Source organism: Winogradskyella sp. PG-2, from assembly GCF_000828715.1.
Classification (GTDB): Bacteria; Bacteroidota; Bacteroidia; order Flavobacteriales; family Flavobacteriaceae; genus Winogradskyella.
This window is the reverse complement of sequence record NZ_AP014583.1, coordinates 958,191-985,059: the sequence shown is the minus strand read 5'-3', so window position 1 is coordinate 985,059 and position 26,869 is coordinate 958,191. Positions and strand designations below refer to the sequence as shown.

Here is a 26,869-nt window from a genome sequence, read left to right as displayed (position 1 = left end):
AATGCGTAATTAAAAACATTATTGTAGTTTAGTTCTTTTAAGAACTATTTTGAACAAAGAAACTTATACTAAAAAGATTAAAGCCGAAGCTAAACGCCTTGGCTTTCTGTCTTGTGGTATTAGTAAAGCTGAGTTTTTAGAAGAAGAGGCACCTAGACTAGAAGCATGGTTAAATAAAAATATGCATGGTCAAATGCGTTATATGGAAAATCATTTCGATAAGCGTTTAGATCCAACTTTACTTGTTGAAGGCTCTAAAAGTGTGGTGTCTTTATTATTAAATTACTATCCTTCAGAATTTCAAAATGAAGAATCTTATAAATTATCCAAATATGCTTACGGAACCGATTATCATTTCGTAATTAAAGATAAGTTAAAATCACTCTTATATTTTATTCAAGATGAAATTGGTGAAGTTCATGGAAGAGCATTTGTAGATTCCGCACCAGTTTTGGACAAAGCTTGGGCGGCAAAATCTGGTTTGGGTTGGATTGGTAAACATTCAAATTTGTTAACACAGCAAGTTGGTTCATTTTATTTTATAGCAGAATTGATTATCGATTTAGAATTAGATTGCGACACACCAGTTATGGATCATTGCGGAACCTGCACCGCATGTATAGATGCTTGTCCAACCAAAGCGATTACAGAACCTTATGTTGTGGATGGTAGTAAATGTATTTCTTATTTCACCATAGAACTTAAAGAAAACATCCCAACAGAATTTAAAGATAAATTTGACGATTGGATGTTCGGTTGTGATATTTGCCAAGATGTTTGCCCTTGGAATCGATTTTCTAAACCTCATAGTGAGCCTTTATTTAATCCGCATCCAGAACTACTATCAATGACTAAAAAAGATTGGGAAGAAATCACTGAAGATACCTTTAGAAAGGTATTTAAAAAATCAGCTGTAAAACGGACTAAGTTTTCAGGTATAGACAGAAATATTAAGTTTTTAAAGGATGAATAGTTACTTAAAACTAATTCCCATAGAAAGCTTAAACACAAAATTATCTCTAAAATTTTCTAAATTATGCGAGCCATAACGATAAAACCCTCCAGCTCCAAAACCCATATAATATAAATTAAGAACAGGAATTTTAATAATATTTTGTAACTCTAAACCTGTTTCTAAAAAAAGGTTTTCTTTAGTTTTAAAATTAATATTTTGATGTGATGAACTATTATCAAGACTGCCTATTCCAAAATTATTGTGAAGCAGTACATCAGGCTGAAAACACCCTTTGTTATTAAATAATCTACCAAAATTATGTGTGGTAAATAGATGTGCGTATTTATTAGAAAGAAACTCATAAGGTGTAACGGTCTGAAAATAATTTTTCACGACATATGGTAATTTCTTATCGTAATTACCTTCTCCAGTAAATAATAATCCATAAGGAAGGTCACTATCAATATATCCTAAATCTAGTCGATATGTTGTTTTACCCAAACCTTTAGTTAAGAAACTGTGGTCTACTGTAAAGCGAAGTTTGTTATAACCAAAATCACTATCAAAAGTGTTTTCTAATCCTCTAGAATAAATAAGATTAAATACAGGAGCATCATTCGGTATTCTTGTAGTAACTCCAAATGTTTTTACTAATTCTTCATCTACATGGTAGCCTATGCCTAAACTAATTTCAGAATTAGAATAGTTGGTAATTGGTATCCCAGTATTAACAAACTGGTACTCATAAAGAGGTGTAACATCAGCAGTATTAAATCCCAAAGACCAATTTATGTTTCTTAAAATTTTCATTTCGGATGTAAGACTAAATGATTCAATAGCATCCATTTGACTTGCAATCCATTGCCTTTGTGTAAATGGATTGTCAATATTATTGCCAGAGTAGCTTCCAGTTTCTCGCAAATCGTTGTTGTAATTTAAGCTTATAGAAATATCTCTTTCTCCCGGAACATTAAGTAATATTTCTCCTCCATATTTCCAAGAATGGTCTTTAAAACCGTAACCTGCATAGCCACCAATAGAAACATGTTTAAAAATATCGTCATTGGTGTATACGCCTAGCCCTAATCTAACACCTTCAAAGCGGTTTGTTTGTATAATTTTTTTCAAGTTAATATCTACATATTTTAAAGGAAGACGCCACTTAGCTAAACTAGGAGCCCATTTTAAAATTTTGTCTAATTTAATTTCCTCACCGACACTATCCATTAAAACATATGTTCGCAGTTCTTTTTTGTTTAACGCATCTTTTCTGTATTGATTCCAATATTTTGAGTTTCTGCCTTCAACTTTATCCGGTAATGTAAGGGAAACTACAGGGAAATCGTACTTTTTTAATGGAGCATTAGGCGTAATTTCAGAGAGATAACTTTTACCTATATATTTAAAACTACCCATGCCATCACCTAAAATGATTTCAAAATTCAATTGCTCAGGAAACCAGTATTTATTTTCTATAAATTTATATTTCTGTTGAATTGTAAAATTTATTTTCCCAGAATTGAAGGTCGTGGCATCAACACTTTCAACAGCATATTGATTAGAATTAATGTAAAGCAAACCCTCCAAACCTTCAAAATTTCTATTAGCTTTCGGTTTAAAAGAAATAACAAAAACAGTGTCCTTTTCTTTGATATATTCTTCTTTTAATCTGAGTTTATATTTCCTTGTACTCCCTTTTGAAATAGGATTTAGATAGTTAGTTTCAAAAAGCGAAATATATTCTTCGTAAAAAGAAAATGGTTGAAAACTATTTGCTAAGACCGCAAAATTTGGGTTTTTAAATCCTGATGTTCTTGTGGCTATCACACTATCTTCAGTAAATCGCGGTTTTAAGTATTTATGTTTCGCAATAGTTTCTGTTATAAAAAAATATGAATCCTTAAAAAAAGAATTCACACTCTTAAGTGTGTCATTCAAAGGTTTATCTTCATTAAGATCTACAAAAACCTTATCGTAAGATTTGTAGGTGAATGAATTTAAATTTTCAGGGTTGTTAAGATTTCTATTCTCAACTGCTAGTCTAATAATGCGATGAGCAGGATTTTCGCCATCAATAATAACTTCGTCTAATTCACTCACAATTGGTTTAAGTGTAATTGTAGTGCTTTTTATATTTTCAATGATCAAAACCTTTGTTGCGTAGCCAACATAACTTATTGTAATACTTGTGATATCTGAATCTAAAAAGAATACACCATCAATATCAGTTGATGTGCCTTTATAATTTTTGTCATTAAAAAGAATATTAGCAAACGGAATTACTTTTCTATTATCCTCATCTACTAATTTAAATTTCCTGGATTTTTGAGCATTGGCAGCAAGGTTAAAGAGAACGAAAGCTAATAAAAGAAGGTTTTTCATTAATATATTGATTTATATATTCTCAATTAACATAGAAATTTTGAATAAATCTGTTAAAGAGAATTAAAATTTAATATTCGTATCATTCAAATTCAAATTGGCATGTATAGAGCTTAATATTTGTATTTTTGAAACTTAATTAATTTTGATTATGAGCAAACAAAGCAAGCGTATAGAAGCCTTGGTATATCATGCAAAACCAACACCAGGTAAGATAAAAGTGGTGCCTACTAAAAAGTATGCCTCACAACGCGATTTATCCTTAGCCTATTCTCCTGGTGTTGCAGAACCATGTTTAGAAATTGAAAAAGAGGTTGAGAATGTTTATAAATATACTGCTAAAGGAAATCTAGTAGCTGTAATCTCTAATGGAACAGCAGTTTTAGGACTAGGTAATATTGGTCCTGAAGCTTCTAAACCAGTGATGGAAGGAAAAGGATTGCTATTTAAAATCTTTGCTGATATTGACGTGTTTGATATCGAAGTTGATACTGAGGATATTGATACATTTATTGAAACAGTGAAGAATATTGCTCCGACTTTTGGGGGTATTAATTTAGAGGACATTAAAGCTCCAGAAGCGTTTGAAATAGAACGTCGACTCAAAGAAGAATTAGATATTCCTGTAATGCATGATGATCAACATGGTACAGCAATAATATCAGCAGCAGCATTGATGAATGCACTAGAAATAGCTAAAAAGAAAATAGATGAGGTAAGAATAGTCGTAAGTGGTGCTGGTGCTGCTGCAATTTCATGTACACGATTGTATCAAGCTTGCGGAGCCAAGCGTGAAAACATTGTAATGCTAGATAGTAAAGGTATTATTAGGTCAGATAGAGAAAATCTCACGTCTCAAAAAGCTGAATTTTCTACGCATAGAAAAATTGATACTCTAGATGAAGCTATGGAAAAAGCAGATGTATTCATTGGCTTATCTATGGCAGATATTGTGACTCCTGCTATGCTGAAATCCATGGAGAAAAACCCTATTGTTTTTGCGATGGCTAATCCAAACCCAGAAATAAAATATCAATTAGCTCTAGATACGAGAGATGATATTATTATGGCAACAGGTCGAAGTGATCATCCGAATCAAGTAAATAATGTACTTGGCTTTCCTTTTATTTTTAGAGGTGCTTTAGATGTTAGAGCAACCAAGATTAACGAAGCTATGAAAATGGCAGCCGTAAAAGCATTGTCTAGATTAGCAAAAGAACCTGTGCCAGAACAAGTCAACCTAGCATATAATGAAACACGCCTAACTTTTGGAAGAGATTATATTATTCCTAAGCCTTTTGATCCTAGATTAATCGCAGAAGTACCACCAGCAGTAGCTAAAGCTGCTATGGAGAGTGGTGTTGCTAAGGAGCCAATTGACGATTGGGATCGTTACAAGGATTCACTATTAGAACGTTTAGGTTCAGATAATAAGTTAGTCCGACAATTGTTGGGTAGAGCACGCACTAACCCTAAACGAGTTGTATTTGCAGAAGCAGATCAGTTAAATGTGCTTAAAGCTGCCCAGATTGCTCATGATGAAGGATTTGCTCATCCAATTCTATTAGGACGAAGAGATACAATTGTCAATTTGATGAAAGAGATTGAATTCGATGCTGATGTACCAATTATAGATCCTAAATCTGACGAAGAATTAGAACGAAAAAATCGTTATGCAAAAGCGTATTGGGAAAAACGTAAAAGACAAGGTGTAACCATCTATTCTGCAGAAAAGAAAATGCGAGAGCGTAACTACTATGCGGCAATGATGGTCAATCAAGGTGATGCAGATTGTTTGGTAACTGGATATTCCCGAAGTTATCCAACGGTTGTGAAGCCAATGTTGGAGTTAATAGGTATGGCGCCTGGAATTTCGAGAGTAGCCACAACTAATGTAATGATGACTCAAAGAGGTCCTATGTTTTTGAGTGACACTTCTATAAATATTGATCCTACAGCAAAAGATTTAGCGAGAATTGCACGTATGACATATCGTGTAACTAAAATGTTTGGAATTGAACCAGTTACTGCAATGATATCGTATTCTAATTTTGGATCTTCAGAGAATCCACGAGCAAAAAAAGTAGGAGAAGCTGTTGATTATTTACACAAGGCTTATCCAGAAATGGTTATTGATGGGGAATTACAGACTGATTTTGCTTTGAATTCTAAAATGCTTAAAGATATTTTTCCATTTTCAAAACTAGCAGGTCATAGAGTAAATACACTAATATTCCCAAGTTTAGATGCGGCAAATATTACATATAAGTTGTTAAAAGAACTTAACAAAGCGGAATCTATTGGACCGATTATGATGGGAATGGCAAAACCAGTTCACATTTTACAATTAGGAGCTAGTGTAGATGAAATTGTAAATATGACAGCAGTTTCAGTTATTGATGCCCAAGAACGTGAAAAACAACAGCAGAAATAGTTAGTTTCTTAGTCATAGACGACACTCTTTTATGTAAATAATTTTATTACATTTGGGTTTCTAACTATTCATTATAAATGATAACTCACTTAGAGGGGAAACTTGTTGAAAAAAATCCTACAGATGTTGTGATTGACTGCAATGGTGTAGGTTATTTTATTAATATATCTCTACATACATTTTCTCAAATACCTGATAGAGAACATTTACGATTATATACCTATCTTCAAGTAAGAGAAGATTCGCATAGTCTTTATGGTTTTTCATCTAAAATTGAACGCGAAATATTTAAGTTATTGATTTCAGTTAGTGGTATTGGTGCCAATACAGCAAGAACTATGCTTTCATCTTTGACTCCAGATCAAGTTAAAGATGGGATTGCTAGTGCAGATGTAGCTTTAATTCAGAGTGTTAAAGGTATAGGAGCTAAAACCGCTCAACGTGTTATTATTGATTTAAAAGATAAAGTATTAAAAGTTTATGGTATTGACGAACTTTCTTTATTACCAAACAATACGAATAAAGATGAAGCGTTATCTGCTTTAGATGTTTTAGGATTTAATAAAAAGCAATCTGAAAAAGTTGTGGATAGAATTTTACAAGCCAACCCAGATGCCCTTGTAGAGCAAATTATTAAAGAAGCTCTTAAAAATTTATAATGCAATTGAATAAAACTAACTATAATCAACTCAAATCATTAGGTTTATATTGCGTAATAGCATGTATAATGCTGATAGGTTCTTCTTTATCTGCGCAAGAAACTGAGCAAGAGCAAGATTCTACAAAAACAACATTTGCATTTGGAAAGCTTAACATGCCAAATCCTACTAGTATTGTTTCAAAATATACTTATGACCCTATTTTAGATCGCTATATCTATACTGAGAAAATAGGAAATTTCAATACTAATTATCCATTGATATTAACACCTGAAGAATTTCAGAAGTTGGTTTTACAAGAGAAATTAAAAGAATATTATAAGCGAATGGCTGATGCTGCAGCTGGCCAGAAAGATGGGGCTGAGGAAGATCAAAAGAATTTATTACCAGAATTTTATGTCAATTCAGGATTATTTGAAACTATTTTTGGTGGTAATACTATTAACGTTATACCACAAGGTTCTGTAGAAGTAGATTTGGGAGTTCTATTTTCTAAGCAAGATAACCCAGCTTTCTCTCCAAGGAATAGAACAAATTTCACATTTGATTTTGACCAAAGAATCAGTTTAAGTTTATTAGGAAAAGTAGGAACGCGACTTCAGGTAACAGCAAATTACGATACAGAAGCAACCTTCGATTTTCAACAACTTGTAAAATTAGAATATACACCAACTGAAGATGATATCGTCCGTAAGATAGAAGTCGGTAATGTAAATATGCCATTAAATAGCTCCTTAATTACTGGAGCACAAAGTCTTTTTGGTGTAAAGACAGAATTACAATTTGGTAAAACAAGAGTAACTGCAGTATTTTCAGAACAGCAATCTCAGTCCAAATCTGTAACTGCACAAGGTGGAGGAACCGTTGAAGAGTTTGAATTTTTTGCTAGAGACTATGATGAAAATAGACACTACTTTTTAGCACAATACTTTAGAGATAATTACGATAAGGCCTTATTACAATATCCTTTTATAGATAATCAAGGATTACAGATTACAAGAGTTGAGGTTTGGGTTACTAATAGAAACAATCAAACAGAGAATGTAAGAAATATAGTTGCTCTTCAAGATTTAGGTGAATCTGAGATAGAGAATATCGGTTTAGATCCATTACCAGCTGGTTTTGTGAATATTCCAGGCGGATTGCCAAGTAATAAAAACAATGATTTTGACCCAACAAATATTGGTGGTGGAGGTTCCTTATTAACTGAAGCTGTTAGAAATATTACAAATGTAGAATCAGGAATTAATGTTGCAGTAAATGAGGGCTTTGACTATGGTAAACTTGAGGCTGCAAGAAAATTAAGAGAAGGACAAGAATATGTGTTAAACACAGAATTAGGATATATATCATTAAATCAAAGATTGCTTAATGATGAAGTCTTAGCTGTTGCATTTCAATACACCATAGGAGGTGAGGTTTTTCAGGTAGGTGAATTTGCTAATGATGGGGTGGATGCAACACAAGTAAGTGATGGTAATAACGGTAACCAAGTTATAAATAATCAAGGACTAGTTTTAAAAATGTTGAAAAGTGCAGTGACAGCTGTTGATCAACCAATTTGGGACTTAATGATGAAAAACATCTATGATACTGGTGCTTTTCAATTAAGTCAAGAAGACTTTAGACTTAATATATTTTATACAGAAGCATCTGCCCTAAATTATATAAGACCAGTTGAAGGCACAGCATTTCCACCCTTTGATAACAATACAACATTTACCAGTGATGATACTGAAATAAACGAAACACCATTAATTAGACTGTTTCATTTAGATCGATTAAATTTTAATAACGATCCACAAGAACGAGGTGATGGATTTTTTGACTACGTTGAAGGACAAACAGTTTTAAGTCAAAATGGAAAAATAATTTTCACCAAAGCAGAACCTTTTGGACGTTACTTATTTGATGTTTTAGATGATGATGGCAATCCAAATAATAATGATGCTGATTATGAACTAGATACATATCCTAATGAAAATCAGGAGAAGTATGTTTACGATTTGCTATATAAATCTACGAAGACACAAGCTTTAGATGAAGCAGAAAAGAATAAATTTCAAATAAAAGGACGATTCAAAAGTAGTGGAGGAGCTGGCGGAATTCCAATAGGTGCCTTTAATGTTCCAAGAGGCTCTGTAAGAGTTACTGCTGGCGGGCGTTTACTAGTAGAAGGTGTTGATTATACGGTAAACTATCAGTTAGGACGTGTAGAAATATTGGACGCAGCTTTACAAGCATCAAATACACCAATTAATGTTTCTGTAGAAAATAATGCTGTTTTCGGACAACAAACTAGACGTTTTACGGGAATTAATATAGAACATCAATTCAACGAGAATTTTGTTTTAGGTGCAACTTTATTAAATCTAAATGAGCGACCTATTACCCAAAAAGCTAATTTCAATAGTGAGCCAATTAACAACACTATATTCGGACTTAATGGAAACTTTTCTACTGAAGTTCCTTTTTTAACGCGATTAGCAAACAAACTTCCAAATATAGATACAGATGTACCTTCTAACTTATCCTTAAGAGGTGAGTTTGCTTATTTGTTACCAGGAGCACCAAATGGAACAGATTTTAATGGTGAAGCCACAGCTTATATCGATGATTTTGAAGGAACGCAAGGATCAATTGATTTATTGAGCCCTTTGTCTTGGACATTATCTAGTCGTCCTAAAGAATTACCAAATACAATTCCAGGAACTGATGCTAATGGTATTGAGAATGGATATGGTAGAGCCTTTTTAAACTGGTATACTATTGATCCAATATTTTTTAGTAACCAACGTCCAGACGGTATTACTGATGATGACGTTTCAGATTTATATACAAGACGTGTATTTATTGAGGAAATATTTCCAGAAGTAGATATTGTACAAGGACAGACATCGGTGATTAACACTTTAGATTTGTCATATTACCCAACGGAGCGTGGACCTTATAATTTCGATCCGAATGAAACGGATGATATACTTAATCCAAATCAAAGTTGGGCTGGTATAACAAGACAAATTACATCAACAGATTTTGAACAGGCTAATGTTGAGTATATAGAGTTTTGGGTTCAGGATCCATTTTTAGATAATCCATCTAGTTCAGGTGGAAAGTTAACCATTAACTTAGGTAACATTTCTGAAGATGTATTAAAAGATGGTAAAAAGCAATACGAAAACGGACTACCTGAAGATGGTGATATTAGTTCAATTCAGCAGCAATTACCAACATTACAAAGCCCTTATGTAGTACCACAAAATCAATCTTTAATATACACTTTTGCTACCACTGGTGCAGAAAGAGCCAACCAAGATGTTGGTTATGATGGTTATGATGATGCGGAAGAAAGTCAAATGTTATCTCAAGTATACGGAGCTAATAATTTTGGGGAAGATCCAGCAAGAGATAATTATATCTATTACCTAAATACAGATGGTGATATCTTTGAACGTTATAAAAGGTATAATGGTCAAGAAGGAAACACACCAGATGTTTTTACAGATACAAATAGAGGTTCTACAACACAGCCAGATGTTGAAGATATCAACCGAGATAATACTATGAATACCATTGATAGTTATTATGAATATGAGGTTAATATGATTCCTGCAAATCTTAATATTGATAACCCTCAGATTAACGATGTTAAGGTAAGAAATGTAACCTTACCAAATGGAGATCAGAGAGAAGTGACTTGGTATCAATATAGATTACCAATAAATGAACCTACAAATGCTATTGGTGGTATTAGTGATATTCGTTCAGTTCGTTTTGCTCGTTTATACCTAACCGAGTTTACAGAAAAAACAACTTTACGTTTAGCTACTTTAGATTTAGTGAGGAGTGACTGGAGACGTTATACTTTAGATTTAGATAATGATGACACAAATAATAGTGCAGATGCTGAATTTAATGTTGCAATTGTTGGTGTACAAGAAAACGATGGAGATTATGTAATACCTCCAGGAGTAAGACGTGAAGAACTGAACAATAACAATAATATCATAAGACAAAATGAACAATCTTTAGTATTACAGGCCTGTGATTTGGAACCAACTGATTCGCGTGGTGTGTTTAAAAATATTAATGTAGATATGCGACAGTATAAAAAACTACGTATGTTTTTACATGCTGAGGCACAAGAAGGTTCAACGTTAGATCCTGGAGAAATGGTTGGATTCATAAGAATGGGTAATGATTTTACTCAAAACTTTTATCAGATTGAAATCCCATTATTGCCTACTGATTTTGCTGAAGGTACAATAGAAGAACAAATTTGGCCAAATCAAAATGAAATTGATATTCCACTAGAATTTTTACAAAAGATTAAAGCCCTAGGTATTTCTGATGGCTCATTAAGTAATGAAGATCCTACATTCTATAATGTTGTAGATGGGCAATTAGATGAAAACCCTTTGGTGGATGGTGATGTTCCATTTAATGACGTTTTAAGTAGTGGAAAACAACAACGTGTTGCCGTAAAAGGAAATCCAAATTTTGGAAATATTAGAGTATTAATGGTTGGAGTCAAAAACTCTGGTATTACAACAATGAATGCTTGCGGTGAAGTATGGTTTAATGAGTTAAGAATGTCGGACTTAGAGAATGAAGGAGGATGGGCAGCAGTAGTAAGTATGGATACTAATATAGCAGACTTTGCAGATATTAGTGCAACAGGACGACGCAGCACAATAGGCTTTGGTGGCATTGAACAAGGACCTAGTGAAAGAAGCTTAGAAGATGTTCAGCAATACGATGTTGTAACTAACATACAATTGGGACAATTGTTGCCAAAGAAATGGGGAGTTCAAATTCCATTTAATTATGCACAGAGTGAAGAGATTATAACTCCAAAGTTTGATCAGTTTTATAATGACTTAACTTTAGAGTCGCGTTTAGATGCAGCAAGTTCAAGTGAAGAAGAGGATCGAATAAGAACACAATCTGAAGATTATACGAAGCGAAAAAGTATCAATTTTATTGGCGTAAGAAAGCAAAAAATGGGTGATGCTAAAAAGCATTTTTATGATGTTGAAAACTTAACATTCAATTATTCTTACAATAAAGTAGAACACCGTGACTTTGAAATTGAAAATGCATTAGATCAAAATATAAGAGCTGGTGTTAACTATAATTATTCATTTGAACCTTTGAAGATTGAACCTTTCAAAAAGAATGACTCTTTATTTACAGGAAAGTATTGGAAAATTTTGAAAGATTTTAACCTAAATCTTTTACCATCAAGTTTCTCTCTAAATACTAATATTAATAGACAGTTTAGTCAGCAGAAATTTAGAGAAGTTGAATTAGGTGGAAGTAATATTGGTATTGAAGAATTGTTTAGAAGAAACTATACATTCGATTTTCAATATGCAATAAACTATAACATTACTGATGCTTTGAGTTTAAACTTTACAGCTGCCAATACTAATATTGTACGTAACTATTTTATTGATGATCGTATTAATGGAAGACAAGATCCAGATTTAGATGTTTGGGATGGTTTCTTTGATTTTGGTGACCCTAATCTGCAGACTCAACAGCTTCAGGTTAATTACGAATTGCCAATCTATAAAATACCAGCATTAAATTTCTTTAGAACTACTTATGCTTATAATGGTAGTTTCCAATGGCAAAAAGGTTCGGATTTAAATGAAGGATTAGTTTTAGATGGTAACACCTATAACTTAGGTCATTCTATTCAGAATTCTAATACGCACAATATCAATACCACGCTTAACATGGAGACCTTGTATAAAACATTAGGTTTGGTAAGAAAAGGAAAACCAAGAACTAGAGGGCGAGGAAGAAATGTACCTGTTAAAAGTCGATCAACAACTCCAGATGCTTCACAGAATAATAAAGATCAACAAAAAGATCTAAATAAGTTAAGTACTGGTAAAAAAGCATACAATACCTTAATTGATATTGTAACGATGGTAAAGAGAGTCCAGTTGGGCTACACAGAGAATAACGGTACGTTTTTACCTGGTTATTTGCCAACTCCAGGTTTTATTGGAACACTAAGACCAACTGTTGGCTATACTTTTGGTGGACAAAGAGATATTAGAGATTTAACAGCTAGGAATGGATGGTTAACAACGTTTCCAGATTTTAATCAACAGTACACAGAGGTACAGAATAAAACACTCGATTATTCTGTTAATGTTGAACCAATGCGAGATTTAAAGATAGATTTAATTGGTAACAGAACTTATGCTGAAAGCTTTACTGAAAACTTTAGAGTAGATGACGATTTAAATTATATTCCATTAACTCCAAATACTTTTGGAAATTTTAATATTTCAACTTCACTTATTAAAACAGCGTTTAGTGCAAGCGATGAAAATCAATCAGCTGCATTTGATGATTTTAGAACTAATAGATTAGTCATTGCTAATAGATTAGCAAGAGATTTTTATGGTGCTACGCCTTTTAATACCGATGCTGATGGTTACCCAGAAGGATTTGGAAAAAATAGCCAACGTGTATTATTACCGGCATTTTTATCAGCATATCAAGGTTCTAATCCAGATAAAGTAAGTACAAGTGCATTTAGAGATGTACCAATACCTAATTGGACATTGAAGTACACAGGATTAATGAAAATACCATGGTTTAAGAAAACGTTTAGACGTTTTTCAATTCAGCATGGCTATAGGTCTAGATATACAATTAATCAGTTTAGGACTAATCTAGATTATACTCCTGGTATTAGAGGTGACGAGTATGGAAATCAACCAGCCGATGCTTTAGACCAATCTGGTAATTTTAAAAATGAAACGCTTTACAGTAATATCAATTTAGAAGAACAATTCAGTCCTCTAGTTCGCTTAGATTTTGAAATGAAAAATTCAATCAAAGTTCTAGCTGAAATTAAAACTGATAGATTACTATCATTGAGTTTTGATAATAATTTAATGACAGAAATACAAGGTAAGGAATATACACTTGGTCTAGGTTACAGAATAAAGGATTTGAGAATTCGTTCACAGTTGGCTGGTCCAAAACAAATCATAGTTAGTGATTTAAATATGCGAGCAGATATTTCGGTGAGAGATAATAAAACGATTATCAGATACTTAGACCTTGAAAACAATCAGATTACAGCTGGTCAAACTATTTGGGGATTAAAGTATACAGCAGATTATGCCTTTAGTAAAAATCTAACTGCGATTTTCTATTTTGACTATACGTTTTCAGATTTTGCTATTTCTACATCATTCCCACAAACATCTCTTAGGTCAGGAATTACATTACGATATAATTTTGGGAATTAATTTTGAATCAAAGCAATTAAAAAATTACTTTTGTTTCACTAATATTTTACAACATTACAAATGAATATACCAGCAGAATTAAAGTACACTAAAGATCACGAATGGATCAAAATTGAAGGAGACGTAGCTACAGTAGGAATTACAGATTTCGCACAAGGAGAATTGGGTGATATTGTTTATGTAGAAGTAGAAACCCTAGATGAAACTTTAGACATTGAAGAAGTCTTTGGTACAGTGGAAGCTGTAAAAACAGTCTCAGACTTATTCTTGCCATTATCTGGAGAAATTGTGGAATTTAATGAGGGTTTAGAGGATGAACCTGAAAAGGTGAACACGGATCCTTATGGAGAAGGTTGGATGATAAAACTAAAATTCTCTGACGATTCTCAAATAGATGATTTACTATCGGCAGAAGATTACAAAGCGTTAATAAGTGCTTAAGACATTACTATTACCAGCTGCAATAATTTATACGATTGTATTGGTCGTTGTTAGCTTAATTAATCTTAGTGGCGTTCCAAGTTTAGGATCTTCCTTTGATGATAAAATTTATCATTTAATAGCGTATTTAGGCTTCTCATTTTTATGGATTACTTACGTAAAGAGAGTTAGAAAAAATAATAATATAAGTTTCGCATTTATAGCAGTAATTCTATTTGGAGTAGTCTTAGAATTGATTCAACATCAGTTAAATCCTAATAGAACATATGATACTATAGATTTAATAGCAAACTGTACAGGGGTTGTATTTGGCACATTAATCGCCATTAAATTTAACATACTAAAGTTAAAATAACCCAAAGCCTTGTTTTTTTTACTATTATTTAGTTAAATTAGCGATGATATAATAAACACAATACTATGGAACCTAAAAAGAATCCTAAATCAGATGTAAGTCGTAATAGCTCAATATATTTTGCTGTTGGTCTTGCTTTAATGCTAGCTGTTACTTATTTATCTTTAAATTATAAGACCTATGACCCAACTGGTGTTGTAGCGGATACACTTAATCTAGATGATGAGTTAGATGAAGAAATACCTATCACAGAACAAATTATTACTCCACCACCTCCACCACCTCCACCACCTGCTGCTCCAGAAATTATTGAAGTTGTAGAAGATGAGGAAGAAGTAGAGGAAACAGTTATTGAATCTACGGAAACAGAAATGGATACAGAAATTGTAGAAGTTGAAGAAGTAGAGGTTGAAGAAGTAGAGGAGGATATAGAAGTACCGTTTTCAGTTATTGAGAATGTGGCCGTTTTTCCAGGTTGTGAAAAGAAAAAGGGAAATGCAGCTAAGAAGGCTTGTATGAATGAAAAAGTAAATAAATTCATTAATAAGAAGTTTAACACAGAATTAGCTAGTGAATTAGGTTTACCTGCTGGAAGAAAAAGAATTTTTGTTCAGTTTAAAGTTGACAAGAACGGAAACATTACTAGCATTGGAGCTCGTGGTCCTCACCCAGGACTTGAAAAAGAAGCTAAGCGTGTTATTAGTAAGCTTCCAAAAATGAAACCAGGAAGACAGAGAGGTAAGGCTGTGGTAATGCCATTCTCCATTCCAATTGTATTCCAAGTACAAGACTAGAAAAAGTATATTTTAAAATATAAAAATCCCGTTCAAAATTAATTGGACGGGATTTTCGTTTTGGTATACTTATTGTGACTTTATCATAATATTAACATTTAAACAATACATATTATGAAAAATTCTAAAAAAGTCTTCGGTAATGCTGGTCAGAGCACTACTGAAGTAAAGAAACCACACAAGCATGATGCAAATTTACAAAAAAACTCAACCCTATATTTTCAAATAGGGTTGATACTTTGCTTATTAGGAACTTACTCCCTTTTTGAAATGCAGTTTCAGGATAAGAGACTCATTGTGCCAGAAGAAGAGGCGCAGTTAGTACCAGTTTCAATTGACTATGTTAAGCCATATATTGTTGAGGTTATTCAGCCAAAAAAAGTTGAATCATTACCAAGTACAGATGTGAAAGATGTCCTAAAAGTTGTTGAAGATGATATTCCAATTGAAGAAAGAATTATAAATACACCAGTTGACCCAGCGCCTCAGAAGGATCCAGCACCTATAAATGCTATTTTTGATTGTGGTGAAGACCCAATAGATGATGATTTTGTAGTTCCATTTAGATCAATACAAGTAGTACCAGTATATCCAGGTTGTGAAAGAAAAAAAACAAATGAAGAACGAAAAAAATGTATGTCAGAAAAGATTACTAAACTGGTTAATAGGAAATTTAATTCTGGTATAGCTAGTGATCATGGTATTACTGGACTACAAAGAATTTACACGCAATTTACTGTTGATAAAAATGGTAATGTTACGGATATTAAAATTAGAGGACCACATCCTGCTTTAGAGCGAGAAGCTAAGCGTGTTATTAATAAAATACCAGATATGAAGCCTGGTTTGCAACGTAATGTACCAGTAGGAGTAATTTATACATTGCCAATTAAATTTGAAGTTAGAGATTAAAAATAAAATCTTCTATGATATAAAACCGTTATTACTGCAATAACGGTTTTTTTATTGCTTAAGCTGTGGTTAATGTTACTAAAAAAAATAAGTATCTTTCAACCATTAAAATTCAAACTTTTATGAAGCGCATTTGTTGCATTGCTATTGTATTGATTTCTTCATTTGGTTTTACCCAAAATTTAATTACCTACGAAAAGCCACCTACTTTTAATGAGTGTGAGTCTGAAGCTGTAGATCAGGTAAAATCGTGTTTCAATTTTACATTAAATAACTTTATTTATGCAAATTTTAAAGTGCCACAGATTGCCATTGACGAAGATTTTAAAGGTGATGTTCAATTGCTATTCGAGGTTAATAAAGATGGCGAGTTTAAAATCATATATGTCGATGCTATATATGATGAATTAAAAGAAGAGAGTAAACGTGTTTTTGAGTTATTGCCAAAAGTAAAACCTGCAACTTATAATGGGAAACCAACATTTATACAATATAGTATTGGTATAACGATACCTTTAACTGAGCCTGTAAAAGTAAAAGAAGCTTCGGTTGGTGAATTGGGATTAATTGAAAGAAATAGCCTTAGTGCAACACTTTCTGATGAATATGATGATATTGCCAAAGGGTTGAAACCTTACGAACAGTTAGAGTATGATAGCGAGTTAAATGTGCCGTTTACACATGCTTATTACGCACGTTTCGATGATGAGATGAATGCCATTGGCACCAATAGTCATACTGCTGCAAAACCTTTCGTATATAGTGATGTTGCAAGATATTATGATATCAAGGCAGAAAAAAAAAGTTTAGCTAAGGATGTGGATTCTTGGTTCGATAGAAAATTGTATAATGAGCATTTAGTGGAAGTTCAGAGTAACGACTATTGGTTTACTGTAGACCCTATTTTAGATTTGCAAATAGGAAAAGATACTGAAGCTGATTTTAATTCTACTTGGAATAATACGCGTGGCCTTTTTATACAAGCTGGTTTAGGAAAACGTTTTAATTTAACAGCATCAGTTTACGAGAGTCAAGGACGTTTTGCAGATTACTTTAATCAATTTGCCGAAGATTTAAGAGGTTCTGGCGCTGAAGCTGCAATAATTCCTGGGCGCGGTATAGCCAAACGATTTAAAAACGATGCCTATGATTATCCAGTGGCTGAAGCTTATTTATCCTATACTCCAGCTGCTTTTTTAAACATTCAATTTGGTCATGGTAAAAATTTTATTGGTGATGGTTACCGTTCATTATTTCAGAGTGATGTCACTAGTCCACACCCGTTTTTAAAACTCAATGCTACATTTTGGAAAATTAAATATACAAGTACATGGATGTGGCTAAGAGATGCTAGAAATGAAGTCCGTGTTGATGGAGCATTCTTAACAAAATATATGGCCAATCACTATTTGAGTTGGAATTTGTCTAAGAGACTTAATATAGGTTTGTTTGAGTCTGTAATATGGGCTGATACCAACGGAAGAGGTTTTGATGTTAACTATCTCAATCCTATTATCTTTTTTAGAGCTATTGAATTTCAAACAGGACAAGATGCTGGTAATGCAATTTTAGGTTTGAGTGCTAAATACAAATGGAATAATAAAGTGAATATCTACGGTCAATTTGTTTTAGATGAATTTTCATTAAGCGATGTTACTGGTGGTGATAAAAGTTGGAAAAATAAATTCGGATTTCAATTAGGTGCTAAATATTTTAATGCCTTTGAAGTTGATAATTTATTATTGCAAGCAGAGTATAATCAAGTACGACCTTATACATATTCACATAATTCTATCATCTTAAACTATGCAAATGTTAATCAACCAATGGCGCATCTTTGGGGTTCTAACTTTAGAGAGCTAGTTTTAATTGGTCGTTATAACTACAAACGTTGGTTCGCAGATGCTAAATTTATAATTGGTCAGCGTGGTTTTGATTTTAATACTGATGAAGATAGTTTTAATTATGGAGGAAATATATTTGGTGATGAAAGAGATCGAGCTAGTGATACAGGTATAAGAATTGGTCAAGGAAATAGGACGAATAGTTTTATGACCGAATTGCAAGCAGGTTACTTGTTAAACCCTGCAACTAATTTAAAACTGTTTACCAATATAATTTATCGGGATTTTAATCCTGAAGCTATTACAGCTTCAACTATGGCTTCTAACACGATATGGTTTAGTATTGGTGTAAGAACAGATTTGTTTAATTGGTACAATGACTTTTAAGATTTGATTTTTTTAAGCTCTTATAAAATGTTAAACGAATCCTTTCGCTATTAATAAATCCAGAACCAAAACCTAAATCATCATAGGTCTTAGTTAAACTTGAGTCTGTTTTCACTTCTTCTTCTGTTTTACCATCATCAATAGCTTTTTGCATTGTAGCTCTTAACGTTTCAAGCATTTGCAAAAAACTTTTGTACTCTTCTTTATTAGATACTTTTACATGACCAGGAATAATTTTAGTGTCTTCATCAATAACCATTAAGCCGCACTTTGCTGCTTCAATATAACCGTTTGTACTTCCACCAGAGTTTAAATCTATGTAAGGGTAACGACCATTGAAGTACGTGTCTCCAGTATGTAGCACATTACTTTCTGTGAAATATAATAATGCATCTCCATCTGTATGTGCATTAGCAACATGGAAAATTGCTAAGCTTTAGTCATTTATGCTAATATTTAGTTAGTCATTAAATGTAACTACAGGCAAAGCTTCTTTAGGTTTGTAACTACCATCACGTTGCTTAACTTCTAATCGTTTTTTTACATCTTCGTGAGCAATAATTGTAGCACCTGCTTTGTTCATGTTTTCATTTCTATCAGAGTGATCTCCATGATGATGTGTGTTTACTAAAAACTTTAACGGCTTATCAATTAAGGTCTTTATAGCATTAAAATTTTTTCAGATAAAGGAGCAAACTGATCATCGATTACAAAAACACCATCTTCTCCAACAGAGACACCAATATTTCCTCCAGTTCCTTCTAGTATATAAGTATGCTCAGATAGTTTTGTTGCTTTAATTTCAATATTGTCAAAACGTCCTTATGCAAGAATAGAAGTTGAAGTAAGTATAAGTACTATGGAGAGTAGTTGCGTGTTTTTCATAGCATAGTTTTAGGCACTTTTGGTCATAAAAAAATAAACAAACTTACAAGAACCTTTAGAGTAAAATTAAAACTAAGGTTTTACGTTGGTTAGAATCAATTTTCAAACTATCTTTGCACTCGCTAAGAATAGAACCAAAAGCATACAGTTTGAATAGCACAAAATCTTCGATATCAACAGCTTCTGTGATAACAGATTTTAAGGAAATCACCAAAATGGGATTGTCCATAAGTGTCGTGTTTTCGGCTATAGCAGGTTATTTTCTTGGTGCAGAAACCATTAATTTGGTTACACTTACTTTATTAGCTTTTGGTGGCTACTTTATGGTTGGTGCCTCTAATGCTTATAACCAGATTATTGAGCGCGATTTAGATGCACTTATGGATCGTACAAAAAATAGACCAATTCCTGCAGGTCGTATGACAGTGAATACAGCATTTATTATTGCTACATCATTCACGGTTTTAGGATTAATTACCTTGTATATTATCAATCCAAAGACAGCAATGTGGGGAGCGATATCTATATTTTTATATACTAGTGTTTATACACCATTAAAGACTAAAACATCATTAGCAGTTTTTGTTGGTGCTCTGCCTGGAGCAATTCCCTTTATGTTGGGTTGGGTTGCTGCTCGCAATGATTTTGGTATAGAACCAGGAACCTTATTCGCCATTCAGTTTTTTTGGCAGTTTCCACATTTTTGGGCTATTGGTTGGTTTCTTTTTGAAGATTATAAAAAAGGTGGTTTTTTTATGTTACCAACAGGTAAACCAGATAAAGGAACTGCAGTGCAAATTATAATGTATAGTGTTTGGACGGTTTTAGCTTCTATAATTCCAGTATTTGGTTTTACAGGAGATTTAAAATTGTCTATTCTAGGTGCTGTCTTAGTTTTTTTACTAGGAATGATAATGTTGGTATACGCCTTCAAACTTTTTAAAGACCGAACGGCAAAAACGGCGAAACAATTAATGTTGTCTAGTGTGTTTTATATTACGATGTTGCAGATTATATATGTTGCAGATAAATTTTTTAGATAGATGGATTTAACACAAGGAACACAAGAAGAGAAAAGGGCAAGGTCTAAGAAGATGATGCTTTGGTTTGGTATAGGTTCATTGATTATGTCTTTTGCTGGTTTAATTAGTGCTTTTATAGTAAGTAGTAAGCAACGAATAGATAAAGATTGGTTGAAAGACTATCAATTACCAAACGCTTTTTTCATAAGCTTAGGTGTAATTATAGTGAGTAGTATAACTTTTATTCTAGCAAAGCGTGCATTAAAACAAAATGATGTAAAAATGACTACGATTTGGTTGTTAGTTACGTTAGCCTTGGGAATTACATTTATTTTTAATCAGCTAGAAGGCTTTAATCAAATTATTGAAACAGGTTATAATTTTACAGGACCAACAAGTAACATAACAATGTCTTACATTTATGTGATTGCAGTAGTACACATACTACACGTTATTGCTGGGTTAATATGCTTGATTGTCGTAATTTATAATCATTTTAAACAGAAGTATAATGCCAACAATATGTTGGGTTTAGAACTGGCAGCTAATTTCTGGCATTTTGTAGACCTACTTTGGGTTGTGCTCTTTTTGTTTTTATATTTTTTTAGATATATAATTTGATTATTTTTGTCCAATCTTAAAAATTAAATAAATTCTATGAATTCTACAGTAGAAAGTACTGGTACAGAAGGTAAAACTTGGGGAGGAGGAAATAAACCTCTAAATGCAAGTTACGGAAAGATGATGATGTGGTTTTTCATTGTATCTGATGCACTAACATTTTCAGGCTTCTTGGCGGCTTATGGTTTTTCAAGATTTAAGTTTATAAAAGAATGGCCAATTGCAGATGAGGTGTTTACTCATGTACCTTTTCTACATGGTCAAGAATTGCCAATGATTTATGTGGCGTTTATGACCTTTATACTTATTATGTCATCTGTAACAATGGTTTTAGCCGTTGATGCAGGTCATCACATGAATAAAGCTAAAGTGACCTTATATATGTTTTTAACCATTATTGGTGGTGCTATTTTTGTAGGATCTCAAGCTTGGGAATGGGCAACATTTATCCAAGGGGATTATGGGGCTGTACAAACAAAAGGTGGAAATATTCTTCAATTTGGAGAGTATGTAACTAAAGATGGTGAACAAAAATTTGAGCGTATTTCAATTGATGAATTTGCTGTAGTGCAAGAAGGTGAAAGAGTTCAGCACGAGCGTAAGAATGGACTTTGGTTTGTAACTGAAGGGTCATTACCCCCATATTCAGTTAATGAAATATATAACGGATTAGAGACTAATGATAATATTCTAGTAAGAAATCAAATCATTAATGAGGAAGGTGAAAAAACGGTACTCTCAAGGGAAGAATCATTGAGGCAAATAAAGGAAAACGGCAAGTTAGTTGTCAAGGGAGCGAACCTTCAGGTTAACGAATATGGTACATCATTATTTGCAGATTTCTTCTTCTTCATTACTGGATTTCATGGATTCCACGTTTTCTCTGGAGTTGTGATTAACATTATTATATTCTTTAATGTTATTCTTGGAACTTACGAACGAAGAGGAAGTTATGAGATGGTCGAGAAAGTAGGTTTATATTGGCACTTTGTCGATTTAGTTTGGGTGTTTGTATTCACATTCTTCTACTTAGTATAATAGCAATTAAGATTAAATTATGGCACACGAACATAAATTAGAAATATTTAGAGGGCTTTGGAAATTTAAGTCTAATACTCAAAAAATTTGGGGAGTGTTAGTATTCTTAACAATAATAACTGCAATAGAAGTAGTATTAGGTATTTATAAGCCAGATGTATTAATGACACCATTAATGTCACCTTTTGAAGGTGGTTTTATGGCAACTCTGGGGAATATATTTTTCTCACCAATTATATATATGAAGTCCTTAAACTTCATATTTATTGTATTGACACTAGTAAAAGCCTATTATATCACATGGGATTTTATGCACATGAGAGATGAAACAGGTGCGATGCGTAAGATGGTAGTATGGACTGCTGTTTTTCTTATCTGTTACTTAATGTTTATTTTATTACAAGAGGGTGGATATGTGTTTGGAGTTTATAATGCGGAAGACGCTTTAATAAAAAGAGATTTTTAAACGTAATTTTTTGCGTTAAATGATATTAAAAGGTGGTTTTTCTAAACCACCTTTTTTATTTTTGCATTCTATGAGTATAAGCAATACAAAACGAAACATAGTATTAGGTATTTTATTCTTTTTACCTGTTGCTTTTTTATTAATGCTTTATCCTGCAAAGCATAATTATAAGCCATTAGATATTGTAAACAAGAAGGTTTCTGATTTAGAGTGTTTCTATTCAGACCTATCGGATTCTATTCAATTAAAAGGTCATATTACAGTTTTAGGGTTTTTAGGTAAATCTCCATTGTCTAAATCTATTGCCGCTTCTAATCTTAAGGAATTGGTTTACGATAAGTTTAAAGGATTCAAGAAATTTCAAATAATTATTGTTGTTCCTGAAGGTACAGAAGCAGAAATAGAAGAATTAAAAAGAGAGGTGAACACCTATGAAGATTTAAGATTTTGGCATTACGCTTATGGCACTGAAGGCGAAATAAAAAAGCTATATAATGCTTTAAAATCGAAAAGAAATCTCATGCCAGATTTATCGAATGATAATGTTTTTATCATAGATAAAGATTTAAGTCAGCGAGGGCGAATTGATGGAAGAGATGAAAAAGAAGTAGAAACTAATAAACCAAAATTTAGTGTCTATTCCTATAACACAATTGAAGTGTCGGAAATTAAAAATATGATGAGTGATGATATGCGTATTTTATTTACAGAATATCGTCAAAAACGAAAAGGGAAATTTGATGATTCTAATACAAGAAGAGGAAATGATTTAAAACAAGCCAATGAGTAAGAAAAGCAATTATTCCTACGTAGGCATTGCATTTGTCGTTTTGGTTTTTGGGATAATTTTTATTCCTAAAATAATAGATCGAATCGGAAAAGATGATATCACTAGAGACGAGAGTCGAAGCGACGATGTATCTAAAGCTGATAAAAATCTTGATAAAAAATCATATAAGAGTGACTTGGTATATATTCCAAATGCAGATGGTGGAAATAAGAAAGTGCCTAGTTTTAGTTTTATAGACCAAGAAGGCAAAACAATTACTAATGAAGACTATTTAGGCAAAGTTTATGTTATAGAATTCTTTTTTACAACATGCCCAACAATTTGTCCAAAAATGAATCGTAACCTTATTGAAATTCAAAATGAGTTTAAAGATTTTGAGAATTTTGGTGTAGCATCATTTACAATTAATCCAGAAGTTGATACACCACAAGTCTTAAAAGCTTATGCAATTAATTATGGAATTACAAACCCTAATTGGCATTTAATGACAGGTAATGAAGATACTATTTATAAATTAGCTAATGAAGGATTTTACCTTTACACAGCAATAAACGACGAAATTATCGATGGTTTTGAACATTCAGGAAACTTTGCTCTAATTGATAAGAAAGGTTTTATAAGATCTAGACTTAAATCACCAAATAACCCATTAATATACTATAATGGAATTATTTCTGAAGATGAAGGAATAGATGATGAAGGTATTCCACAAGAGATTACAATTTTAAAAGAAGATATAGCTAAACTATTAAAAGAATAATTATGGATACAATAGAAAAAGAAAAGAAATATAATAAGTGGATAGTAGCGCTTTCGATTATAATTCCATTAGCAGTAGCAGCTCTATTTGGAGTTAATTTAAAAAAATTAGGTTTTGATGTCGAACCTCTCAATTTTTTACCTCCAATATATGCTACAATAAACGGATTAACGGCCATTGTTTTAGCAGTTGCTGTAATAGCTATTAAAAGGAAGAACAGAAAACTACATGAACGATTAATGAAGTTTGCTATTATGTTATCTATAGCTTTCTTGCTAATGTATATTGCATATCATATGACTAGCGATTCAACTAAATTTGGTGATGAGGGCTATATCAAATATGTTTATTACTTTATTTTAATAACGCATATCGTGCTCTCAATTATTATTATTCCATTTGTATTAATTACTTACGTAAGAGCAATAACCAATAATATTGAGCGGCATAAAAAGATTGCGAAAATTACATTTCCACTATGGTTGTACGTTGCTGTAACAGGAGTTATTGTATATATCATGATTTCACCATATTATGCATAAGTCATGAAACGCAAAATTGTCTGTTTTCTATTCTCTGTTTTCTTTTTTCTAAAAGGAAGTGCGCAATGTGCTATGTGCAGAGCTGTGCTCGAAAGTGAAGAGAGTCAAAATGCTGCAGAAGGTATTAATGATGGAATTCTTTTTTTAATGGCAGTACCTTATATTTTGGTTGCTGCAATAGGCTATTTTATCTACAGAAAATATAATACTCCAAAAAAGATTGAAATTACAGATTAAATTCTGTAACATTTCTTCAATTTGATAGTCTTAGTCATAAGAGTTTATAAGGAAGTCTTAACAATTTGTTGGCATAAAAGCCTTAAGGATTTTCTTAAAATTGCATCGGTAACCAACTGCATTATGATACAAATAAAAGATTTGCATAAATCTTATCACATGGGAAGTAATTCTCTCCATGTTTTAAAAGGGATTAACTTTGATGTAAAAGAAGGTGAGTTAGTGTCTATAATGGGTTCTTCTGGCTCAGGGAAATCTACATTACTTAATATTTTAGGAATGTTAGACGAAGCAGATATAGGAAGTTATGTCCTAGATAATGTTCCTATCAAAAACCTCAATGAAAAAATAGCAGCACGTTACAGGAATGAATTTTTAGGATTCGTTTTTCAATCTTTTAACTTAATTAATTACAAATCGGCTGCAGACAATGTAGCGTTACCATTATTCTATCAAGGATTACCAAGGAAGGAGCGTATTGAAAAGGCTGAACATTATCTCGAAAAAGTAGGTTTAGCTCAGTGGTCACATCATTTGCCTAGTGAACTTTCTGGTGGACAAAAACAGCGTGTAGCTATTGCAAGAGCATTAGCAAGTGAGCCAAAAGTGTTACTAGCTGATGAGCCAACAGGTGCTTTAGATACCAAAACATCTTATGAGGTTATGGAGTTAATTCAAGGTATTAATGATGAAGGTAAAACTATTTTAGTGGTAACCCACGAAGATGATATTGCACACATGACAAAACGTATCGTTAACCTCAAAGATGGAGTGATTATAGATGATAGTGCAGTAGAACAAGTTATAGCAAAGCAATATGTTTAACATAGAACGCTGGCAAGAAATATTCGAAACACTAAGGAAGAATAAGTTAAGGACTTTCTTAACCGGACTTTCCGTGGCTTCAGGTATTTTTATTTTAGTAGTTCTTTTAGGTTTTAGTTCTGGTATTGAAAACGGAGTTACGTCCGAATTTCAGCAGGATGCAACTAATGAAATCAGTGTTAGAACCCGAATAACAACAAAAGGCTATAAAGGATTGAATCCAGGAAGACGTATTCAACTCAAAGATGAAGATTTTACTAATCTATCTTCTACCTATGATGATAATCTCGAATATCGTTCCGCAAGTTATAGCATTTGGGGAGGGCAAATTACACATAAAAACGAATCCGGAAATTATAGGGTAAGAGGTGTTATGCCAGATGAGCAATTCATTGAGAATGCTGATATGGTTAGTGGTCGCTTTTTGAATTATTCAGACATTAACGAAGGGAAAAAGGTTGCTGTAATTGGTAATAAAGTAAAGACAGATTTATTTAAAGGAAAGGATCCAATAAATAAAGATATAGCGATATGGGGAATTAATTTTAAAGTTATAGGTGTCTATACTGACCCTGGTGGTGAACGTGAAGAGAGTAATGTTTTTTTACCGTTAACTACCGTTCAGCGTTCTTTTAATGGAGGTGATAATATTAGAGATATGTCGTTTACTGTGAAAATGTCAGATAACTTTCAAGAAGCGGTAGAATTATCAAAAAATTTATCATTAGCAATTGAAAATGATTTGAAGAAAAAACATATTGTTGCACCAGACGATGTAGCTGCGATTAGAGTAAATAATACACTTGAAGAAGCCAAGAAAATCTATTCACTGATTGATACTATAAAAGCAGTGTTTTGGTTTATTGGAATAGGGACTATTATAGCTGGCGTTGTCGGTGTAGGTAATATTATGATTATAATAGTTAAAGAGCGTACCAAAGAAATAGGAATAAGAAAAGCTTTAGGTGCAGAGCCTATGTCAATAATCGCTATGATTTTGCAAGAAGCTGTTTTTGTAACTATGTTTTCAGGATTATTTGGATTAATATTCGGTTTAGGACTTTTAGAGTTGGTTGGTCCGCAGGTGGATAGCCCTTTTATAAAATTTCCTCAAGTTGATTTTAATACAGCAATTATAACTGTGTTTATTTTAGTTGCTGCAGGTGCTTTAGCAGGATTTTTACCAGCATATAGAGCTGCCAAGATAAAACCCATTGTAGCATTAAGAGACGAATAA

22 protein-coding genes are annotated in these 26,869 nt (G+C 32.7%); 19 read left to right on the top strand and 3 right to left on the bottom strand.

What is annotated here, in order from left to right:
* The first annotated feature begins 46 nt into the window (after positions 1-46).
* On the top strand, positions 47-973 hold the full coding sequence (gene queG, locus WPG_RS04395) for a tRNA epoxyqueuosine(34) reductase QueG (RefSeq protein WP_045469848.1): 927 nt from the start codon (positions 47-49) through the stop codon (positions 971-973).
* Here the strand turns inward: queG and WPG_RS04390 are convergent, their stop codons facing one another.
* Positions 974-3,337 (bottom strand): DUF5686 family protein, encoded by a 2,364-nt coding sequence (locus tag WPG_RS04390; RefSeq protein WP_045469846.1) that lies wholly within the window; start codon positions 3,335-3,337, stop codon positions 974-976. It abuts the gene before it with no gap.
* A gap of 151 nt (positions 3,338-3,488) precedes the next feature.
* On the opposite strand from WPG_RS04390, the gene WPG_RS04385 reads away from it, so the two are divergent.
* From WPG_RS04385 to WPG_RS04350, 8 genes are all read left to right on the top strand, one after another.
* On the top strand, positions 3,489-5,771 hold the full coding sequence (locus tag WPG_RS04385) for an NADP-dependent malic enzyme (RefSeq protein WP_045469844.1): 2,283 nt from the start codon (positions 3,489-3,491) through the stop codon (positions 5,769-5,771).
* 77 nt (positions 5,772-5,848) lie between these two features.
* Positions 5,849-6,430, top strand: a complete 582-nt coding sequence (gene ruvA / locus WPG_RS04380; RefSeq protein WP_045469842.1) for a Holliday junction branch migration protein RuvA — start codon at positions 5,849-5,851, stop codon at positions 6,428-6,430.
* Entirely contained in the window at positions 6,430-13,713 is a 7,284-nt protein-coding gene (sprA, locus tag WPG_RS04375) for a cell surface protein SprA (RefSeq protein ID WP_045469840.1), read from the top strand. Before ruvA ends, sprA begins: the two co-directional genes overlap by 1 nt.
* Positions 13,714-13,773: 60 nt before the next feature.
* Positions 13,774-14,154 carry a glycine cleavage system protein GcvH gene (gene gcvH, locus WPG_RS04370; RefSeq protein WP_045469836.1) on the top strand — a complete coding sequence of 127 codons (381 nt, stop codon included), beginning with the start codon at positions 13,774-13,776 and terminating at the stop codon, positions 14,152-14,154.
* Positions 14,147-14,509: a VanZ family protein gene (locus WPG_RS04365; protein WP_045469832.1), complete on the top strand. Its 363-nt coding sequence runs from the start codon at positions 14,147-14,149 to the stop codon at positions 14,507-14,509. Before gcvH ends, WPG_RS04365 begins: the two co-directional genes overlap by 8 nt.
* A gap of 65 nt (positions 14,510-14,574) precedes the next feature.
* Positions 14,575-15,303, top strand: coding sequence for an energy transducer TonB (locus tag WPG_RS04360; RefSeq protein ID WP_045469828.1), 729 nt, complete (start codon positions 14,575-14,577; stop codon positions 15,301-15,303).
* 114 nt (positions 15,304-15,417) lie between these two features.
* Complete coding sequence (locus WPG_RS04355) at positions 15,418-16,215, top strand: energy transducer TonB (protein ID WP_045469825.1); 798 nt, start codon at positions 15,418-15,420, stop codon at positions 16,213-16,215.
* A 122-nt stretch (positions 16,216-16,337) separates the two neighbouring features.
* Complete coding sequence (locus WPG_RS04350) at positions 16,338-18,446, top strand: hypothetical protein (protein ID WP_045475161.1); 2,109 nt, start codon at positions 16,338-16,340, stop codon at positions 18,444-18,446.
* Here WPG_RS04350 and WPG_RS18535 read toward each other — a convergent pair.
* Both WPG_RS18535 and WPG_RS18760 read right to left on the bottom strand, forming a co-directional pair.
* On the bottom strand, positions 18,424-18,810 hold the full coding sequence (locus tag WPG_RS18535; RefSeq protein WP_052471147.1) for a hypothetical protein: 387 nt from the start codon (positions 18,808-18,810) through the stop codon (positions 18,424-18,426). The two genes, WPG_RS04350 and WPG_RS18535, sit on opposite strands and share 23 nt — an antisense overlap.
* 96 nt (positions 18,811-18,906) lie before the next feature.
* A complete protein-coding gene (locus WPG_RS18760) occupies positions 18,907-19,029 on the bottom strand; it encodes a hypothetical protein (RefSeq protein ID WP_262507860.1) in 123 nt (40 codons plus the stop codon).
* 451 nt (positions 19,030-19,480) lie between these two features.
* Between WPG_RS18760 and cyoE the strand changes: the two genes are divergently transcribed.
* The 10 genes from cyoE to WPG_RS04295 all read left to right on the top strand — a co-directional run bounded on the left by cyoE (position 19,481) and on the right by WPG_RS04295 (position 26,869).
* On the top strand, positions 19,481-20,374 hold the full coding sequence (gene cyoE / locus WPG_RS04340) for a heme o synthase (protein ID WP_045469821.1): 894 nt from the start codon (positions 19,481-19,483) through the stop codon (positions 20,372-20,374).
* On the top strand, positions 20,375-20,974 hold the full coding sequence (locus tag WPG_RS04335; RefSeq protein WP_045469818.1) for a heme-copper oxidase subunit III: 600 nt from the start codon (positions 20,375-20,377) through the stop codon (positions 20,972-20,974). It abuts the gene before it with no gap.
* A 36-nt stretch (positions 20,975-21,010) separates the two neighbouring features.
* On the top strand, positions 21,011-22,012 hold the full coding sequence (locus WPG_RS04330) for a cytochrome c oxidase subunit 3 (RefSeq protein WP_045469815.1): 1,002 nt from the start codon (positions 21,011-21,013) through the stop codon (positions 22,010-22,012).
* A gap of 19 nt (positions 22,013-22,031) precedes the next feature.
* Complete coding sequence (locus WPG_RS04325) at positions 22,032-22,478, top strand: cytochrome C oxidase subunit IV family protein (RefSeq protein ID WP_045469812.1); 447 nt, start codon at positions 22,032-22,034, stop codon at positions 22,476-22,478.
* 19 nt (positions 22,479-22,497) lie between these two features.
* A complete protein-coding gene (locus tag WPG_RS04320) occupies positions 22,498-23,268 on the top strand; it encodes a hypothetical protein (protein ID WP_231850250.1) in 771 nt (256 codons plus the stop codon).
* A complete protein-coding gene (locus tag WPG_RS04315) occupies positions 23,261-24,028 on the top strand; it encodes an SCO family protein (protein WP_045469809.1) in 768 nt (255 codons plus the stop codon). Before WPG_RS04320 ends, WPG_RS04315 begins: the two co-directional genes overlap by 8 nt.
* Positions 24,029-24,030: 2 nt before the next feature.
* Positions 24,031-24,570 (top strand): DUF420 domain-containing protein, encoded by a 540-nt coding sequence (locus WPG_RS04310; protein ID WP_045469806.1) that lies wholly within the window; start codon positions 24,031-24,033, stop codon positions 24,568-24,570.
* A 3-nt stretch (positions 24,571-24,573) separates the two neighbouring features.
* Complete coding sequence (locus WPG_RS04305; RefSeq protein ID WP_045469803.1) at positions 24,574-24,807, top strand: hypothetical protein; 234 nt, start codon at positions 24,574-24,576, stop codon at positions 24,805-24,807.
* A 123-nt stretch (positions 24,808-24,930) separates the two neighbouring features.
* On the top strand, positions 24,931-25,632 hold the full coding sequence (locus tag WPG_RS04300) for an ABC transporter ATP-binding protein (RefSeq protein ID WP_045469800.1): 702 nt from the start codon (positions 24,931-24,933) through the stop codon (positions 25,630-25,632).
* The gene (locus tag WPG_RS04295; protein ID WP_045469797.1) at positions 25,625-26,869 is read left to right on the top strand and encodes an ABC transporter permease; all 1,245 of its coding nucleotides are present in this window, start codon (positions 25,625-25,627) and stop codon (positions 26,867-26,869) included. Before WPG_RS04300 ends, WPG_RS04295 begins: the two co-directional genes overlap by 8 nt.